Source organism: Pseudolysinimonas sp., assembly GCF_057350545.1.
Genome location: NZ_JBMRCP010000043.1, coordinates 19,162 through 35,321, shown reverse-complemented (window position 1 = coordinate 35,321; position 16,160 = coordinate 19,162). Strand labels below are relative to the sequence as shown.

Below are 16,160 nucleotides of genomic sequence, written 5' to 3'. Positions count from 1 at the left end.
GTGACGGTGGCCGTCCTTCCCGAAGCGGAGGACGTGGACATCAAGGTCGAGGAGCGGGACATCCGCGTCGACGTCTACCGATCCTCGGGGCCGGGCGGGCAGGGGGTCAACACGACCGACTCGGCGGTGCGCATCACCCACATCCCGACCGGCATCGTCGTGTCGATGCAGAACGAGAAGTCGCAGATCCAGAACCGCGCGGCCGCCATGACGCTCCTCAAGAACCGCCTCCTCCTGCTCAAGCGCGAGGAGGAGGCCGCGAAGAAGAAGGAGCTCGCCGGCACGATCACGGCGAGCTGGGGCGACCAGATGCGCTCCTACTTCCTCTACGGGCAGCAGCTCGTCAAGGACCTGCGCACGGGCCACGAGGTGGGCAACCCGGCCGTGGTCTTCGACGGCGACCTCGACGGTTTCATCTCAGCGGGAATCCGCTGGCGCAAGTCGTCGCACGACGACTAAGCCGAGGACGTGCTCTCCCGACCGGTCGCCTTCGTCGGATTCGCGGCGACACTCGTCTCGCTCTACCTCGCGAGTGGAGCTCCGACGCCCCTGCTGCTCGTCTGGCAGCGGGAGTGGGGCTTCCCCGACTCGCTCGTCGCGCTCGCCTTCGCGGCCTACGCCTTCACCTTCCTGCTCGCGCTGCTCGTCGGCGGTTCGCTCTCGGATCACCTCGGGCGCAAGCCCGTCATCCTCGTCTCGCTCGTCGCGGCGATCGGGTCGATCGCGATGTTCATGCTCGCGCCGTCGATCGAGTGGGTCATCGCGGCCCGTGCCGTCAACGGTCTCGCGGTCGGCGTCGTGACGGCGGCCTACACGGCGGCCCTCGTCGAGCTCGCGCCGCCCGGCTCGCGTTGGGGTGCCGTGATCGCGGCCGCCGCACCGGTGGGCGGCCTCGGCCTCGGGGCGCTCTTCGGCGGGGTCGCCGTCGAGCTGTTCGGCCGGAACGCCGACGAGGTGCTCTTCGCAGCGGTGGGTGTGCTCCTGATCGCCGGCGTCGTCCTCACGCTCTTCGCGCCCGAGACCACCACCCGCTCTCCGGGCGCCGTGCTGTCACTCGTCCCGAACGTGGTCGTGCCGCCGGGCGCGCGTTCCTTCTTCGTGCGGATGCTCCCCATCCTCATCGCCGCGTGGGCGGTCGGCGCCCTGTTCCTCGGGCTCGCGCCGACGGTCGTGCACGGGCTGCTCCACGTCGACAGCGGACTCGTCGACGGCGTGACCGCGTCGATCCACGGCATCTTCGTGTGCGCGGGCAGCATCGTCTTCGGCTCGGTCGCCGTCACGCGCGGCCTCCGGCTCGGCGCTGCGGGCATCGTCGTCGGCGTGGTGATCGTGGTCGTCGGTGTCGCGACCGGGCAGATCGTGCTCGTCTGGATCGGTGGCGTGATCGAGGCGCTCGCCGTGGGCTCGACCAACAGCGCGATCTTCCGCGGCCTCGCGCCGCTCGCCCCCGAGCACCAGCGCGCGGGCACCTTCGCGGCGGTCTACGTCGTCGCCTACCTCGTGCTCGGCGGGGCGTCGGTGATCGCGGGCCAGCTCATCGCCCCGCTCGGGCTGCTGCCGACGATCCTCGGCTGGACGACGATCATCGTCATGCTCGCGGGCGTCGGCCTCGCGATCCAGTTGCGCACCCCGAAGAGCGCGCCCGCGTCCTAACCTGAGGGCGTGATCTCCGCCGTCTCCCGCGGTCTCGCCCGCATGACGGGGCGCGACCCGCACGAGCAGCACCGCGGCGCGACGCCTCTCGAGCTCCTGTTCGACCTCACGTTCGTCGTGGCCTTCTCCCTCGCAGGCAACGAGGTGGCGCACCTGCTCGCGGAGGGTCACGTCGGCAGCGCGCTGCTCGGTTTCGGCTTCGTGATGTTCGCGGTGTGCTGGGCGTGGATCAACTTCACCTGGTTCGCCTCGGCGTTCGACACCGACGACTGGTTCTTCCGCGTCACGACGATGGTGCAGATGGTCGGGGTGCTCGTGCTGGCCCTCGGCATCGCGCCGGTCTTCCACTCGATCGACGAGGGTCGCCACCTCGACAACGGCGTGCTCGTCGCCGGCTACGTCGTGATGCGGGTCGCGATGGTGGCGCAGTGGCTGCGGGTCGCCGCGCAGGATCCCGAGCATCGCCGCACCGCCCTCACGTACGCGGGCGCGATCGGCGTCGCGCAGGTCGGCTGGGTCGTCGTCGCCCTCCTCGACCTGCCGCTCTCGACGGTGCTCGTCGTGCTGCCGCTGCTCTACCTGGCGGAGCTCGGCGGCCCCGTGCTCGCGGAGCGCCGCGGCGCCGCGACGCCGTGGCACGCCCACCACATCGCCGAGCGCTACGGACTTCTCGTGATCATCGCGCTCGGCGAAGGCATCCTCGGCACCATCGCGGCGATGGCGGCGGTCGTCGATCACGTGGGCTGGAGCGCCGAGGCCGTGCTCGTCGTCGTCGCGGGCACGGGCCTCACCTTCGGAATGTGGTGGGTCTACTTCGGGCTGCCGAGCGGCGAGCTGCTGCACGTGAACCGCGGCAGGTCGTGGGCGTGGGGGTACGGGCACATCCTGCTCTTCGCCGCGATCGCCGCCGTCGGCGCCGGACTGCACGTCGCGGCCTACGTCGTCGAAGGCGAGGCCACGATCGGCGTCGTGGGCGCGGTGCTCGCGGTCGCCATCCCGGTCCTGGTCTTCACACTCGTGTTCGACGCGCTGGCCGTCGTTCTGCTGGGACGGATGACCGGAGCCCGGGTCGCCGTGCTCGGCGCGACCGTCGGGATGCTCGCGGTCGCCGCGGCTCTCGCGGCCGGCGGGGTGTCGCTCGGATGGTGCCTCGTCGTCGTGATGCTCGCCCCAGCCGTGACCGTGGTCGCATCCGAGAGTCTGGGGCGACTGAGTGTCGCAACCGGCAGGAACGGGATGCCGACTTAGCCTGAATCGTCATGATCCGGTTCGACGGCGTCACCAAGACCTACCCCGGCACCTCCCGCCCCGCCCTGAACGGCGTGAGCCTCGAGGTGCTCAAGGGGGAATTCGTGTTCCTCGTCGGCGCCTCGGGTTCGGGCAAGTCGTCGTTCCTGCGCCTCGTGCTCAAGGAGGATCGCCCGACGAAGGGCAAGATCCACGTGCTCGGGCAGGACCTCGGGCAGATCTCGAGCGGCAAGGTGCCGTACTTCCGACGCAGCCTCGGCGTCGTCTTCCAAGACTTCCGACTGCTGCCGAACAAGACCGTGTTCGACAACGTCGCGTTCACACTCCAGGTGATCGGCAAGAGCAAGGGCTTCATCCAGGAGGCGGTTCCGGATGTGCTCAAACTCGTCGGTCTCGGAGGCAAGCAGAACCGGTACCCGCACGAGCTCTCCGGTGGTGAGCAGCAGCGCGTCGCGATCGCGCGGTCGGTGGTCAACAAGCCGGCGATCCTTCTCGCCGACGAGCCGACCGGAAACCTCGACCCGGCGACGAGCGCGGGCATCATGACGCTGCTCTCGACGATCAACGCGAACGGCACGACCGTGCTCATGGCGACCCACGACGCCGGCATCGTCGACACGATGAAGCGCCGCGTCATCGAGCTCGTCGGCGGGCAGATCGTGCGCGACGAGCGTCAGGGCGGGTACCAGACGCAGTCGATGCCCGTCGCGAAGCAGCGGAGGCCCGAGCCGTCGTTCGACGACGTCGCGAGCGGCGCCGCCACCGACCTGCCGATCGACGTCGTCCCGGTGCGCGCCGACCCCGTCGCGGCACCGTCGACCGACCCGATCGACGTGATCCTCGCTCCCGCCGCGGCGGCGGACGTCGAGCCCGCAGCCGAGACACCCGCAGCCGAGACGCCCGAGCCCGAGGCGGCGGAACCCAAGACGGCCCCGGCATCCGCTCCCGCCGCGACGCCGACCACCTCGACGACGCCCGTCTTCCCCGCCCCCGGCAGCGGCCCGCCCCCCGGCTTCCAGTGGCCGAGCGCTCCCGACAGTGTGAGGAAGAGCTGATGCGCGTCGGGCTCGTGATCAGCGAGGTCGGTCAGGGCCTTCGCCGCAACCTGTCGATGGTCGTCTCGGTCGTGCTCGTGACCTTCATCTCGCTCACCTTCGTGGGTGTCGCGATCCTCATGCAGTTTCAGATCGACCAGATGAAGGGCTACTGGTACGACAGGTCGGAGGTGGCGGTCTACCTCTGCACCGACTTCCAGCCGACGCGCTGCGAGAACCAGGGTGCGACGCAGAGCGAGATCGACGCCGTCGAGGCCGAACTGGAGAGCTCGACCCTCTCGCCGTACATCGAGCGCTTCGAGTTCGAGACCCGCGACCAGGCGTACCAGAACGTGCTCGAGCAGTTCGAGGGCACGGCGATCGCCGAACTCGCGACGCCCGACGTGATGCCCGAGGCGTTCCGCATCAAGCTCGTCGACCCCGACAACGCCGAGATCCTCATCGATCAGCTGAGCAGCATGCCCGGCGTCGACGAGGTGCGGGATGAACGCGCGGTGCTGCAGCCGATCTTCTCGCTCATCAACACGCTCAGCCTCACGGCGGTCGGCATCGCCGCGCTCATGCTCGTCGCGGCGGCGCTGCTCATCGCGACGACCATCCGGCTCTCGGCGTTCTCGCGTCGACGCGAGATCTCGATCATGCGGCTCGTCGGCGCCTCGAACCGCTTCATCGAGACCCCCTTCGTGCTCGAGGGCGTCATCGCGGCGCTCCTCGGCGCGCTCCTCGCCGGCGGCGCCGTGGTCGCGCTCGTGCAGTTCTTCGTCGGCGGCGTGCTCGCCACCTCGGTCACCGGGATCGGCTTCATCGGGGTCAACGACGCGCTGCTCGTCGTGCCGATGCTGCTCGGGATCGGCGCGGTGCTCGCCGCCCTGTCGGCATCCTTCGCGATCCGCCGCTACCTGAAGGCCTGACCTGCCTCGGGTTCGGGTTAGACTGGGCGGCTGCTCAGGCTGACGAGAACCGAGGAGGTGAGCAGGATGCCCAAGGACAAGGGCGGACCGAAGGTCGTCGCGACCAACCGCAAGGCGCGCCACGACTACACGATCGAGGACACCTACGAGGCCGGCCTCGTGCTCACCGGTACCGAGGTGAAGTCGCTCCGCGAGGGGAAGGCATCCCTCGTCGACGGTTACGCGTTCATCGACGGCGGCGAAGCGTGGCTGGATGCCGTGCACATCCCGGAGTGGGGGTCCGGCTCGTGGACGAATCACGCCACGCGTCGCAAGCGCAAGCTGCTGCTGCACAAGCAGCAGATCATCAAGATCTCGCACAAGACCAAGGAGGGCGGGTACACGCTGATCCCGCTCTCGATCTACTTCAGTGAGGGTCGCGCCAAGGTCGAGCTCGCGGTCGCGAAGGGCAAGCGCGAGTACGACAAGCGTCAGACGCTGCGCGAGCGCGAAGCCCGCCGCGAGGCCGACCGCGCGATGTCGTCCCGCCGTCACCTCGGCGAGTAGCCGTCCGGGTCGCTACGGCATCGGCCGGTAGGCGTCGCCCGTGATGTCGGTGCCGTCGGCCGCCGCGACGGCGCAGAGCGCCTCCGTGTCGCCCGCCGCATACGCGTCGGGGTCGGGCACCGCGATCGCGTAGGCCTCGTAGTCGCCGGTCTCGAGACCCTCCCTCAGGAAGAGGCGGTACTCGAGGTAGCGCTCGCACACTTCGTCGCCGAACGTCGCGAGCGACGACTCGACGAGCACGTAGACGTCCTCCTCGAGGTCGAGGTCGGCGGTCGCGAACGCCTGCTGCGGGTGCTCCTCGCCGCACGCGACGACGGTGTACTCCGCGAGATCTCGCTGCGGCTCGGCCAGGCACGAGCCGGGCCGCAGATCGTCGACGGACGTCACGCCGAGGGGGATCGGCGGCACGCGCGTGGCGAGACGGACGGCGACGATCGCGACGAGGGCGACGATGATCGCGGCGAGGGCGATGATCCCGATCCGGGCCCAGGTCGGGAGGGCGGCCCAGCCTCGAGGCGAGAGGTCGACAGCGTCGGTCACAGCGCTACGGTATCGGATGTGGAGACCCGACCCGGAGGCCGCGCGCTCGAGATCGCGACTGCCGTCGCCCTCGGCGTCGTGTCGCTCGTGACCGCCCTCGGGGTGCTCCAGTCGAGCCTCTGGAACGACACGGCCGAGCGGTACGCGAGCGACGCGGCGGATGCCCGCGACCAGAGCATCGCCCTCGGTGTCGTGGCGCAACTGCGGCAGCGCAGCGACCTCGCGGCGCTGCTCGAGGCGAAGCCGCTCGCGCTCGCCTACGACGCGGCGCTCGAGGCGGGAGACTTCGACCTCGCGGTCGACATCTACGGCGATCTCGGCACGACGCTCACGGGTTCGATCCTGCTGCCCGAGGGTGCCTTCGACGCCTGGTGGGACGCGGGCTTCCCCGACGACGCCCGCCCGACCGACTCCGCCGAGTACCTCGTCGAAGCGCGCGGCTCCGTCGATGCGCTGACGCTGACGTCGCGCCAGCTCGGACTCCATGCCGCCGAACTCAAGGCGCACTCTGCGCTGTTCGGGCAGGCCGCGCTGATCCACGCGCTCGCGCTCTTCCTCTTCGGCGTCGCCGGCATCAACCGTCTGCGCGCGGCGCGCTACGTGACGCTCTCGATGGGTGCGCTCGTCTTCGTGTTCGGTCTGTTCCTCATGTCGACGGCGTACTGAGGCGACGAGGGAGGGGCCCAGGATGGCGGAGGACTCACGACTGCGCAGCATGCTCGAGATCGGCACCGCGGTGCTGCTCGGACTCGTCTCCGTGGCGACGGCTGCCGGGGCCTATCAGGCCTCCGAGTGGTCACGACAGGCGGGCGTCTACGCCTCGGCAGCGAATCAGCTGCGCGACGAGAGTCTCGCCACGAACATCGCCTCCCAGATGTCCGGGATGGACGACGGCGAGCGGATCTCGGATGCGCTCGCGATCGAGTTCGACATCCTGAGCGGTGCGACGGATGTCGACGGCCTCCGTGCGCAGCAGGAGGTGATCCTCGAGGGCGGCTCGCCGGGGCTCACCGAGGAGTGGACCCGTTGGATCGAGAGCGGCTACGCCGAGGACTCCTATCCGCTGACCGGACACGAGTTCGCGGCAGCCCAGTTCGCGCCGACCTTCGGGGCGAATCGGGCGTCCGCCGACGCCTTCGTGCTCTCCGAGCAGATCGGCGACCGCGGTCTGCTGATCACGGTCGCGTCGGCGATCTTCGCGCTCGCGCTGCTGCTGCTCGGTGTGTCGGGCGCCAACCGCTCGTTGCGGGTGTCGTTCGGGCTGGCGGTCGGCGGGGCCGCGGTGTTCGTCGTCGGCGTGGCGATCTCGCTGTTCGCCGTCGTGGGCTGACGCGCCCGTCGGAGTCAGCTCGCGACGAACCTCACGTCGACGCTCGCCGACACCTCGATGCGGTCGGGCGTGAACTCGAGTGCGGGGGCGCCGGCATCCATCGCCATCATCATCTTGGATGACCCGCGCGCCTGCCCGACGGGGAAGCCGGGCTGCGCGCCGGAGCCGTCGCCGAGCATCCCGGGGTCGGCGATCGCGACCGCTGTGACGCGGGCGAGGCCGGCGGCACGCGCGTAGGTCGTCGCCTTGATGGTCGCGTCTTGGACCGCCCGCGACTGGATGTCGGTCGTCACGGCGAGGCGACGCTCCTCGGTGAGGTCCCACGAGATGCCGGCGATCGTGATGCCCGTGACGGTCGAGAAGCGTTCCACGAAGTCGGCGAGGGCATCGAAGTCCTGGAAGCGGGCCGTCGCGGAGAGCGCCGCGTAGTACACGGGCGCGAGTTGCGTGCCCTCGTTGTTCCACGGCCGGTTCGACCAGACGCGGATGCGGTCGCTCGACCAGCGCGTGACGGCGCCGCCCTCGAGCTCCTTGAGTGCCGCGGTGACCTGCGCCCCGACGGTCGTGGTCGCCTCGAAGACGGACTCGCGCTTCGGGCCGTCGTGCGACACCTGCACGTTCAGGGTGGCGCGCTCGGCGTCGAACCAGTCGGTGGCGGTGCCCTGCACGGTGATGACGGTGTCGCTCATGGGCTCATCATCCCAAACCGCGCGCTGGATCTCGATGTAGTACATGTGCTACATATGGATGTCGTCACGATACGAGTACAACGGGAGTTGCCATGCGTGGGGATGAGATCGCGATCGCCGTCACCGGACTGCGGATGTCCTACGGAACAGCCGAGGTGCTGCGCGGCATCGACCTCGAGATACGTCGCGGCGAGGTCGTCGCGCTGCTCGGACCGAACGGCGCGGGGAAGACGACGACCGTCGAGATCCTGGAAGGGTTCCGCGAGCCGACCGCCGGCACCGTGCGCGTGCTCGGCGACGACCCGTTGAACGCCGGGGAGTCGTGGCGCGCCGAGGTCGGCGTCGTGCTGCAGTCGTGGCGCGACCACGGTCGATGGAGGGTGCGCGACCTGCTCGCGCAGTTCCGTCGGGCCTACCTGCCCTACTCGAGCGATGTGTACGACGTCGACGAACTGCTGCACGCCGTCGGGCTGACCGATCGGGCGGACGCGCGCATACGCACGCTCTCCGGCGGTCAGCGCCGGCGCCTCGACGTCGCGATCGGCATCATCGGGCGACCGTCGGTGCTCTTCCTCGACGAGCCGACGTCCGGGTTCGACCCGGTCGCGCGACGCGACTTCCACGAGCTCGTGCACCGCCTCGCCGACCTCGACGACACCACGATCCTGTTGACGACCCACGACCTCGGCGAGGCCGAGCGGCTCGCCGACCGCATCCTCATCCTCGACGGGGGACGCATCGTCGCCGACGGAAGCCCTGACGCCCTCGCCCGCGAAGTGGCCGGTGCGACCGAGGTGCGCTGGCTTCAGGGCGGCGAGCGTCACGTGCACGCCACCGAAGACGCGACGGCCTACGTGCGCGAGCTGCTCGCACGGAACACCGACGGCATCGACGAGCTCGAGATCGTGCGGACGACGCTCGAGGACACCTACCTCGCGATGGTGCGCCGTCACGAGTCAACCGACCTCGAAGGAGCGCTGCGATGACCACGACCACCGTCCCGACCCTCCGCTCCGGCTCACGACGCGGGGTCGTCGAGTTCCTCAACTCGCTGCGGTCGCCCACCGATGTCGGCTTCTGGGTCGTCGGAGCCCTCGCCACGACGATCGTGCTCTGGTTCCTGCGCGACTCTCCGGTCGACGACTTCGGCATCTCGACGGCGAGGTTCATCTTCCCGGGCCTCCTCGCCATCCAGATCCTCATCGCGAGCGCCTGGAGCGTCGCGATCATGCTCTCGACCGACCGGGAAGACGGCACGCTCCTGCGCGCGAAGGCGATGCCGAACGGCGTCGCCACCTACCTGACCGGCATCTCGGTGCGCACGATCATCGAGACCGGGGTCGCGCTCGCCCTCGTGGTCATCCCCTCGGCCTTTCTCGTGCACGACCTCTTAGCGCGCGGGCCGATCGCGTTCGCCGCGCTCGGCATCCTGTTGCTGGGCTTCCTCGCGATCCTGCCGATCGGTCTCGTCATCGGGTCGCTCTTCCGCAACCCGCGCGCCGTGAGCGGTTGGGGGCTCATCGCCGTCGGCGGCATCGTCATGGTGTCGGGCATCTTCCTGCCGCTCGTGACACTTCCGGAGTGGCTCCAGGTGATCGGGCAGATTCTTCCCCTCTACTGGCTCGGCCTGCTGCTGCGGTCGGTGCTGCTGCCGGAGAATCTGGTCGTGATCGAGCTCGGCGACAGCTGGCGGATGCTGGAGGCGTTCGGCGTGCTCGGCGCGTGGGCCGTGGTCGGCTTGGTGGTCGCGCCGCCGCTGCTGCGCCGTATGGCGCGGCGTGAGTCGGGGTCGGTGCTCGAGCGGTCGCGGGAGAAGGCGCTGCAGCGTGTCTGAGCCGGCGGATGCCGCGGGCGAGAAGGCCGCGGGGGAGAAGGTCTACAACCGGATCGCGACCCTGCGCGCCGACCGGGGGGTGAGCCGGCGCGACCTCGCCGAGTCGCTCGGGGTGCACTACCAGACGGTCGGGTATCTCGAACGCGGCGAGTACAGCCCGAGCCTGCACCTCGCGCTGCGCATCGCGGCGTTCTTCGACGTGCCGGTCGAGTTCGTCTTCGCGACCGAGCCCTTCACGCCGCTCGGTCGCTGAACGCTGGCGTGGGAGCGGCATCCGACGTACACTGGGAGGCTGCCTCCGGGCGGTTGACAACTCCACAGCGTGCGACAACGGTCCTTCCCCAGGGGAAGGCGACATGGGGATGATCGGTTTCGACATCGTCTGTGAAGCTGCGAGAAGCGGGCCGAGGATGAGGGGTTATCTCGTAAACGATCTCCTCAAAAAACAGGTGCGAATTCTAAGCGCGCCGACTTCGCTCTCGCCGCCTAAGGCGTAGACCGAGTCCGTCAGTCCGGGTACGTCCTCGCCCCGGAACCTGGCGTCATCTAGAGGACTTGCTGCGAACCTGAGTCTCAGGGGTTCGCGGGACTTTTTCTGAGGCTGGGCTCGTCGACCTAGGTGTCCATGACAAAGGTCGGAGCCGAGTAGAACGTCTTCATGGAATGCGCCCGGAGAAGGCGCAGGTCCTCAGCGATGGACGGGGGTTCAATTCCCCCCATCTCCACCATTGACGTTGTCGCACGCTGTCGGGGTCTTCGTCGCAGCCGTCGGGGCTCAACCCCGCATCGCGACGCCCTTGCGCCAGTAGCCCATGAACGCGACCTGCGAGCGGTCGATTCCGAGGTCCTTCACGAGGTGACGGCGCAGCGTCGTGACGACGCCCGACTCTCCCGCGATCCAGAAGTACCGGTCGGAGTGCGGGGCGGCATCGGCATCCACCGGCTCGCCGAGACCCGAGAACCGCGGGGTCTCCCAGAGCAGGTCGTCGGTGTCGACATCCCGGATCTCGACGCCGCCGACGACGCCCGCGACGTCGTCGCCGAGGTGCTCGAGCACCGCGGGGATGAGCACCTCGCCGTGCGCCTGCGCGCCGCGCACGAGCCAGCGCACGTCGAACCCCGGTGGGGCGGCGATCGGCAGGATGTCCTCCGCCGCGGGCACCTCGAGGAACGCCGTACCCAGGGTGTCGCGCGAGACGTCTTCGAGGATGCGGGCGATCGCGGGGGCCGCCGTCTCGTCGCCGGCGAGCAGGACCCTCCGCGCGTCGCCCGGAGCGAACTCGATCCCGCCCCCGCCCGTGCGGCCGCGGCGGGGACCGATGAGCAGCAACTCGTCTCCGACCTTCGCCGCCGAGGCCCAGAGGGCGGCGGGTCCGGTGAGCCCGGGCGCGAGGTGCAGCACGAAGTCGATCACGACGCTCGTGCGACCGTCGACGACCGAGATGTCGCGGATCGAGTAGGTGCGCATCGTGCCGCGCTCCTCCTCGGGGATCGCGAGCCACGCGGCGTACCAGTCGCCCTCGGGGAAGACCGGCAGACCCGAGGCGGCCGGAAAGATGAGCTTGATCCGCTGATCGAGCACGGCGCCGGGGGTGCCGAAGTCGTCGAGAGCCGCGCCGCCGAAGGTGATGCGGGCGAACGTCGGCGACACCCGTTCGACGGCGTCGACCCGCGCACGCGCGACGACGAAGGGGGAGGAGGTCTGGAGCTCAGCGGACATGATGCCTTCCTGCGGGGAGCACGAGCGGCTTGCCCGTGAGGGGGTCGGGGATGACGGAGCACTCGAGGCCGAAGACATCCCGCACCAGGTCGGGGGTGACGACGTCGGCGGGGGAGCCGAGGGCGTGCACGTGGCCATCGCGGACGGCGACGAGCTCGTCGGCGTACCGGGAGGCCATGTTGAGGTCGTGCAGCACCATGACGATCGTGGTGCCGCGCGAGCGGTTGAGATCGGTGAGCAGGTCGAGCACCTCCACCTGGTGCGCGACGTCGAGGAACGTCGTCGGCTCGTCGAGCAGCAGGATGTCGGTCTCCTGCGCGAGCGCCATCGCGATCCAGACACGCTGACGCTGCCCGCCGCTGAGTTCGTCGACCGAGCGGTCGGCCAGGTCGGCGATGCCGGTCGCCACGAGGGCCTCCGCGACGGCTTCGTAGTCGTGCGCGGTCCAGCGCGCGAGCAGCTTCTGGTGCGGATGCCGCCCACGGCCGACGAGATCGGCGACGGCGATGCCCTCCGGAGCCACGGGACTCTGCGGGAGGAGTCCGAGGGTGCGGGCGATCTCCTTCGTCGGACGCGACGCGACGGGGGCGCCGTCGAGCACGATCTGCCCTGCGCGCGGACGGATGAGGCGCGCGAGGGCGCGGAGGAGGGTCGACTTGCCGCAGCCGTTCGCACCGACGATCGCGGTGATCCTGCCGGGAGCGAGGGTGAGGGAGAGCTCCTCGACCACGAGACGGTCGCCGTAGGCGAGGGTCACCGCCTCGGCGGTGAGCTGGTGCGTCGTGGTCATATCGAACCTCCGGAGCGGGCGGTGCGGGCGAGCAGGTAGATGAGGAACGGGGCGCCGAGCGCGCCCGTGATGACGCCGACCGGGTAGCGCGCGCCGAAGGCGAACTGCCCGACGAGGTCGGCGCCGAGCACGAGCAGCGCCCCGACGAGTCCCGCGGGCACGAGCAGTGAGCCGCCGGTACCGACGAGCCGCGCGGCGATCGGGCCGGACATGAAGGCCACGAACGCGATCGGCCCGGCGGCGGCGGTGGCGAACGCGAGCAGGGCGACGGCGGCGACGATGAGGGTCACCCGCGTCGACGTGACCCGCACCCCGAGCGCCGCGGCGGTGTCGTCGCCGAGCCGCAGCGCCGCGAGCCCGCGCCCGCTCAGCAGGACGAGCGGGATGAGCACGAGGCTCGCGATCACGAGCGGTCGCACGCTGTCCCAGGTGGCACCGTTGAGGCTGCCCGCGAGCCACTGCATCGCCGTCTGGAGCTCCCAGTTGGATGCGCGTGACAGCACGTAGGAGACGACGCTCTGCATGACCGCCGCGATTCCGATCCCGATGAGGATGAGGCGGGCACCCGCGAACCCGCGGCGGTTCGCGAGCAGGTAGATCGCGAGCGCCGTCACGAGGGCGCCCCCGAGTGCGAAGGCCGACACGGCCGTGTCGCCGAGGCCGAGGAACACGATCCCGACCACCGCGGCCGCGCTCGCCCCCCAACTGATGCCGATGATGTCGGGGGAGGCGAGCGGGTTGCGCAGCATCGTCTGGAAGGCCGCGCCGGCGAGTCCGAACGCGAAGCCCGCGAAGACGCCGGTGAGGGAGCGCGGGAGCCGCAGCTCGCCGACCGCGAAGGAGGCACCGGGCACGCGCTCGCCGAGGATGACGCGGGCCACCTGGTCGAGGCCGTAGAAGGTGTTGCCGACGACGAGCGAGACGACGAAGACGGTGGCGAGGGCGACTGCGAGCGCGGCGATGACGACGGTGCGGGTGCGGACACGCCGACGGCGTCCGGTGAGCACGGTGTCGACCGTCGTGCCGAGGGCGCTCACAGTTCGCGCACCTTCTGCCGGCGCACGATCGCGATGAAGAACGGGGCGCCGACGAGGGCCGTCACGATGCCGACCTCGATCTCGGAGGGACGCGCGACGACGCGGCCGATCGTGTCGGCGGCCACGAGCAGGCCCGCCCCGGTGAGCGCCGAGAACGGCAGCAGCCAGCGGTGGTCGGTGCCGACGAGCAGCCGGCAGAGGTGGGGGACGACGAGCCCCACGAATCCGATGGGGCCGGCGATCGCCGTCGCCGCACCGCAGAGCACGACGGCGCCGAGCGCCGCGACGATCCGCGTGCGACCGACGTTCTCGCCGAGCCCGGCCGCGAGGTCGTCGCCGAGCGCGAGCGAGTTCATCCCGCGCGCCGTGGCGAGCACGATGATCGCGCCGACGGCGAGCACCGGCGCGACGATGCCGATGCGCTCCCAGACGGCGCCGCCGACCCCGCCGATCTGCCAGAACCGGAACGTCGCGAGGAGGTCGACGCGGGGCAACAGGATGGCGCTCACGAGCGACATGAGCGCCGCCGTCGTGGCCGCGCCGGCGAGCGCGAGCTTGAGCGGGGTCGCACCGCCACGGCCGAGCGAGCCGATCGCGTAGACGAACACCGAGGCACCCGCCGCACCGACGGTCGCGAGGGCGATCGTGGCGTACGGATCGGTGACCCCGAGGAACGCGATGCCGACGACGACCGCGAGCGAGGCCCCGCTCGTGACGCCGAGGATGCCGGGGTCGGCGAGCGGATTGCGGGTCACCGCCTGGAACGCCGTGCCCGCCAGTGCGAGCGCGGCGCCGACCAGGATCGCGAGCACCGTGCGGGGCAGGCGCGCGACGACGGCCGCCTCGCCGACGCCGTCGGTGCCGCCGAGCAGCCCGGCGACCACCTCGTCGAACGAGACCACGCGGTTGCCGAAGGCGACGGATGCCACCACGAGCAGCGCCAGAACACCGGACCCGGCGAGAAGCCAGGCCACGCGGACGAGCACCGGACGCCGCAGGGCGGCATCCGGTGCTGTCACGGCGCGGACGGGGATCGTCACCCGGCCAGCGGAGCCCCGAGCAGGGCGAGGTAGTCGCCGATGCCCCAGCCGATGGAGAGCGCCGACGGGTTCGCCGACGCGGCGAGCGGGGTCGAGTTCGGCAGGACGACGACGCGGCCCTCGGCGATCGCGGGGATCTGGGAGAGCAGCGGGTCGGCCTGCAGCTGCGCGATGAAGGCCTCTGCGTCGTCGCCGTAGGTGACGAACACGTCGACGTCGGCGAAGCGGTCGGCCTCCTCGGCGCTCACGGTCACGTAGAACGCGTCGGTGACCGCGGATTCCTCCTCGACGACGGTCGGCATGGGCAGCCCGATGCTCGCGATGAAGCCCGGGCGCGTGTCGTGCGTCGTGTAGAAGCCGATCTGGCTGAAGTCGGCCGGATCGATGTAGGAGAAGAGGATCGTGGCCCCGTCGAGCGCGGGCGTCGCCTCGAGTGCTGCGTCGATGTCGGCGTGCGCCTGGTCGACGAGCGCGGCACCCGCCGCGGGGAAACCGATCGCGGTCGCGTTCATCGTGATGACGTCCTCGATCGGGGTGGCCCACGCGACCTCGGGGAACGCGATCGTGGGCGCGATCTTCGAGAGGGTGTCGTACTCCTCTTCGGTCAGGCCGGAGTAGGACGCGAGGATGATGTCGGGCGCCGCGTCGTTGATGGCCTCGAAGTCGATGCCGTCGGTGGGGTCGTAGAGCAGCGGGGCGTCGGCGCCGAGCTCGTCGAGCTTCTCCTCGACCCACGGCAGGATGCCGTCGCCGTCGTCGTCGCCCCAGGTGACCTCCTCCTGGATGACCGGCACGATGCCGAGGGCGAGGGGCACCTCGTGGTTCGCCCAGGCGACGCTCGCGATGCGCAGAGGCTGCTCGGTGATCGTCGTCTCGCCGTACGCGTGCTCGATCGTGACCGGGAACGCTCCGTCTTCGGCGGGCGGGACCTCGACGTCGCCTCCCGCACCGGGGGCTCCCGTGGAGCAGGCGGCGAGGGTCACGACGACGGTCGCCGCGACGGCGAGGCTGAGCGGACGCAGGAGTCTCAAGGACGGGTTCCTTCCGGGATGCTGTGCACGAGCGTGCTTAGGTGAGCCTAAGCTTATGTCGCACCCCGGCGCGCTTGTCCAATCGGCGACGCGAAGAGGCCGCTCAGACGAGCGGCCTCTTCGGTGTGCCCGGAAGCGGGCGACAGCGCGGGATCAGTCGTCGTGACGATCGAGGTCGATGCGCACGACCGAGAGGTCGTCGGCGAGTTCGACCTCCGCGTCGTCGCCGTTGTCGAGCCGGATCTCGACCTCCCAGGCGACACCCGCGTCGTCGTCGCGCTTCAGCTCGGTGACGGTGCCGCCGCCGACCGCGTCGAGGGCCGCGGCGCTCACGCGCGCGTAGTCCTCCTCGCTCACGTTGCGGTCGCCGTGATCGTCGGACGACGCGGGGCTGGGGCCGGCCGAGTCGTCGGATGACGACGGGCGCGGGCTCGCCGAGTCGTCGTCATCGCCGAGCGGGATCGTGGTCGACCCCGACGTGATCACGACGCGGTCGTCGTCGTTCAACTCGTCGGCGATCGCGAAGCCGCCGATGCCGAGCGCGAGGATCGCGGCGCCGGAGCCGACGCCGATCAGGATCGGCCGCAGCACGCCACGACGGCGCGGGGTGTCGGGAGTGGTCGGGGTGGGCTCGAGGGGAGTGGTGTCGCTCATGGGTCCTACTGTCGTGGGCGGGTGCTGAAGCGGGCCTGAAGCATTCTGAAGACGCGTTCAGGTCTCGACACACGCCTGCGGC

At 70.4% G+C, this 16,160-nt stretch carries 19 protein-coding genes and 1 other RNA gene; 12 read left to right on the top strand and 8 right to left on the bottom strand.

Going from position 1 to position 16,160, the window contains the following annotated elements; all coding sequences use genetic code 11:
• From ACO1X9_RS05665 to smpB, 6 genes are all read left to right on the top strand, one after another.
• A partial coding sequence (locus tag ACO1X9_RS05665) for a peptide chain release factor-like protein (RefSeq protein ID WP_486349855.1) occupies positions 1 to 459 on the top strand: 459 nt, incomplete at its 5' end.
• A 9-nt stretch (positions 460 to 468) separates the two neighbouring features.
• Positions 469 to 1,653 carry an MFS transporter gene (locus ACO1X9_RS05660; RefSeq protein ID WP_486349854.1) on the top strand — a complete coding sequence of 395 codons (1,185 nt, stop codon included), beginning with the start codon at positions 469 to 471 and terminating at the stop codon, positions 1,651 to 1,653.
• A 9-nt stretch (positions 1,654 to 1,662) separates the two neighbouring features.
• On the top strand, positions 1,663 to 2,901 hold the full coding sequence (locus ACO1X9_RS05655) for a low temperature requirement protein A (protein ID WP_486349853.1): 1,239 nt from the start codon (positions 1,663 to 1,665) through the stop codon (positions 2,899 to 2,901).
• An 11-nt stretch (positions 2,902 to 2,912) separates the two neighbouring features.
• Complete coding sequence (gene ftsE, locus ACO1X9_RS05650) at positions 2,913 to 3,956, top strand: cell division ATP-binding protein FtsE (protein WP_486349852.1); 1,044 nt, start codon at positions 2,913 to 2,915, stop codon at positions 3,954 to 3,956.
• The gene (ftsX, locus tag ACO1X9_RS05645; RefSeq protein WP_486349851.1) at positions 3,956 to 4,867 is read left to right on the top strand and encodes a permease-like cell division protein FtsX; all 912 of its coding nucleotides are present in this window, start codon (positions 3,956 to 3,958) and stop codon (positions 4,865 to 4,867) included. Before ftsE ends, ftsX begins: the two co-directional genes overlap by 1 nt.
• Positions 4,868 to 4,933: 66 nt before the next feature.
• Positions 4,934 to 5,413: an SsrA-binding protein SmpB gene (smpB, locus tag ACO1X9_RS05640; RefSeq protein ID WP_486349850.1), complete on the top strand. Its 480-nt coding sequence runs from the start codon at positions 4,934 to 4,936 to the stop codon at positions 5,411 to 5,413.
• 12 nt (positions 5,414 to 5,425) lie between these two features.
• Here smpB and ACO1X9_RS05635 read toward each other — a convergent pair whose 3' ends face one another.
• Positions 5,426 to 5,953 (bottom strand): septum formation family protein, encoded by a 528-nt coding sequence (locus ACO1X9_RS05635; protein ID WP_486349849.1) that lies wholly within the window; start codon positions 5,951 to 5,953, stop codon positions 5,426 to 5,428.
• Positions 5,954 to 5,971: 18 nt separating this feature from the next.
• Between ACO1X9_RS05635 and ACO1X9_RS05630 the strand changes: the two genes are divergently transcribed.
• Positions 5,972 to 6,619 carry a hypothetical protein gene (locus ACO1X9_RS05630; RefSeq protein ID WP_486349848.1) on the top strand — a complete coding sequence of 216 codons (648 nt, stop codon included), beginning with the start codon at positions 5,972 to 5,974 and terminating at the stop codon, positions 6,617 to 6,619.
• Positions 6,620 to 6,641: 22 nt separating this feature from the next.
• Positions 6,642 to 7,283 carry a hypothetical protein gene (locus tag ACO1X9_RS05625; protein ID WP_486349847.1) on the top strand — a complete coding sequence of 214 codons (642 nt, stop codon included), beginning with the start codon at positions 6,642 to 6,644 and terminating at the stop codon, positions 7,281 to 7,283.
• Positions 7,284 to 7,297: 14 nt separating this feature from the next.
• Here the strand turns inward: ACO1X9_RS05625 and ACO1X9_RS05620 are convergent, their stop codons facing one another.
• Positions 7,298 to 7,972 (bottom strand): SIMPL domain-containing protein, encoded by a 675-nt coding sequence (locus ACO1X9_RS05620; protein ID WP_486349846.1) that lies wholly within the window; start codon positions 7,970 to 7,972, stop codon positions 7,298 to 7,300.
• Between the two features lie 92 nt (positions 7,973 to 8,064).
• On the opposite strand from ACO1X9_RS05620, the gene ACO1X9_RS05615 reads away from it, so the two are divergent.
• The 4 genes from ACO1X9_RS05615 to ssrA all read left to right on the top strand — a co-directional run bounded on the left by ACO1X9_RS05615 (position 8,065) and on the right by ssrA (position 10,534).
• A complete protein-coding gene (locus ACO1X9_RS05615; RefSeq protein WP_486349845.1) occupies positions 8,065 to 8,958 on the top strand; it encodes an ABC transporter ATP-binding protein in 894 nt (297 codons plus the stop codon).
• The gene (locus ACO1X9_RS05610; RefSeq protein ID WP_486349844.1) at positions 8,955 to 9,806 is read left to right on the top strand and encodes an ABC transporter permease; all 852 of its coding nucleotides are present in this window, start codon (positions 8,955 to 8,957) and stop codon (positions 9,804 to 9,806) included. The genes ACO1X9_RS05615 and ACO1X9_RS05610 overlap by 4 nt, the downstream gene beginning before the upstream one ends.
• The gene (locus tag ACO1X9_RS05605) at positions 9,799 to 10,059 is read left to right on the top strand and encodes a helix-turn-helix transcriptional regulator (RefSeq protein ID WP_486349843.1); all 261 of its coding nucleotides are present in this window, start codon (positions 9,799 to 9,801) and stop codon (positions 10,057 to 10,059) included. Before ACO1X9_RS05610 ends, ACO1X9_RS05605 begins: the two co-directional genes overlap by 8 nt.
• 105 nt (positions 10,060 to 10,164) lie before the next feature.
• Positions 10,165 to 10,534, top strand: a transfer-messenger RNA (tmRNA) gene (gene ssrA, locus ACO1X9_RS05600).
• Between the two features lie 47 nt (positions 10,535 to 10,581).
• On the opposite strand, the gene ACO1X9_RS05595 is transcribed toward ssrA, so the two are convergent.
• The 6 genes from ACO1X9_RS05595 to ACO1X9_RS05570 form a co-directional block, all read right to left on the bottom strand.
• Positions 10,582 to 11,526 (bottom strand): siderophore-interacting protein, encoded by a 945-nt coding sequence (locus ACO1X9_RS05595; protein ID WP_486349842.1) that lies wholly within the window; start codon positions 11,524 to 11,526, stop codon positions 10,582 to 10,584.
• Entirely contained in the window at positions 11,516 to 12,316 is an 801-nt protein-coding gene (locus ACO1X9_RS05590; RefSeq protein WP_486349841.1) for an ABC transporter ATP-binding protein, read from the bottom strand. The genes ACO1X9_RS05595 and ACO1X9_RS05590 overlap by 11 nt, the downstream gene beginning before the upstream one ends.
• Positions 12,313 to 13,353, bottom strand: coding sequence for a FecCD family ABC transporter permease (locus ACO1X9_RS05585; RefSeq protein ID WP_486349840.1), 1,041 nt, complete (start codon positions 13,351 to 13,353; stop codon positions 12,313 to 12,315). Before ACO1X9_RS05585 ends, ACO1X9_RS05590 begins: the two co-directional genes overlap by 4 nt.
• Entirely contained in the window at positions 13,350 to 14,393 is a 1,044-nt protein-coding gene (locus ACO1X9_RS05580; RefSeq protein WP_486349839.1) for a FecCD family ABC transporter permease, read from the bottom strand. The genes ACO1X9_RS05585 and ACO1X9_RS05580 overlap by 4 nt, the downstream gene beginning before the upstream one ends.
• A complete protein-coding gene (locus ACO1X9_RS05575; RefSeq protein ID WP_486349838.1) occupies positions 14,390 to 15,424 on the bottom strand; it encodes an ABC transporter substrate-binding protein in 1,035 nt (344 codons plus the stop codon). Before ACO1X9_RS05575 ends, ACO1X9_RS05580 begins: the two co-directional genes overlap by 4 nt.
• Before the next feature lie 153 nt (positions 15,425 to 15,577).
• Complete coding sequence (locus ACO1X9_RS05570; protein ID WP_486349837.1) at positions 15,578 to 16,078, bottom strand: PepSY domain-containing protein; 501 nt, start codon at positions 16,076 to 16,078, stop codon at positions 15,578 to 15,580.
• Positions 16,079 to 16,160: the final 82 nt, after the last annotated feature.